We start from the raw sequence: 1,103 nt of genomic DNA, 5'->3' as shown, positions 1-1,103 counted from the left end.
ACAAGGTGGTGGATAATTAAACCTAATCGGTCCCCCTCAGCCAGTCGGAAATGCACTGCTTTAAATAATGGACCTGTCTCTAAATTAAAACTCTGTTGAAGCCTTTCTCCCAGCTCTGCCATGGCTTCCAATTCATTTTTCTCTTCGCGCAGATCATAAAAATATACGTCTGGAACACCAGGCAGAATATCCTGATTGAACTGCGCCAGGTTATCTCCATCTCTGCTGTAAACCATACGAAGCGCATCGTGGTGCCCTGTTATAAAAGCAATACTTTTAATTAACAGCTCATGGTTTAATACTTCCTTGCTTTTTAAAACTACAGACTGGTTAAAATGATGGTGCACTTTAAAAATCGGATCTTCGAAAAAATAACGTTGTATAGGGGTGAGATCAACCGCGCCAATTACTGTTGACTGATCGATACTGCGAATGCTTAATTCCAAATATTTGGTCAGGTCCTCTAATACGGGAACCTGAAGGATATGCTGGATTTTAAGGCTGTAACCGTGTTGTTTTAAACGCGATACGATCTGGATCGATTTGATTGAATCACCTCCCAAATTATAAAAACTGTCTTTTATACTAATGGAGTCTCTCTTTAATACGTCTTCCCAGACCAAAACCATTAGTTTTTCTTCTTTGCTGCGGGGGGCTATGTATGGGTTTCTGATAAGGTCCCCGCCTTCTGCTCCAGGCAGAGCTTTACGGTCTATCTTTCCATTTGGCGTAAGGGGTAACTCTTCCAGTTCTACGTAAAACGCCGGAACCATATAATCCGGTAATTTTGCCTGTAAAAAACTCCTTAACTCTGATTTGCCAACATTATTTACAGCTGTAAAATAAGCGATCAGAACTTTTCCTTCACTAGATTCTTTTGCCTCGACTACTACCTGTTTTAAATTCTCAGAATACTCTAAAATGGCATGCTCGATCTCACCAAGCTCTATCCTGTATCCTCTTATTTTTACCTGATGGTCCTTTCTGCCCATAAACTCTATGTTCCCGTCAGAAAGCCAGCGTCCCAAATCTCCCGTATCATACATTCTTTCTCCTTCTATAAAAGGATTAGCGATGAATTTCTCCTGGGTTAGTTCTGGCTT

1 protein-coding gene is annotated in these 1,103 nt (G+C 40.9%); it reads right to left on the bottom strand.

Annotated elements, in window-relative coordinates; genetic code table 11:
• The coding region (locus EV144_RS24060; protein WP_166670633.1) for a condensation domain-containing protein at positions 1–1,103 on the bottom strand (1,103 nt) is incomplete at both ends.

This window comes from Flavobacterium sp. 270 (genome assembly GCF_004368785.1).
Classification (GTDB): domain Bacteria; phylum Bacteroidota; class Bacteroidia; order Flavobacteriales; family Flavobacteriaceae; genus Flavobacterium.
The sequence above is the reverse complement of the archived record's forward strand: the minus strand, read 5'-3'. Positions and strand labels throughout refer to the sequence as shown.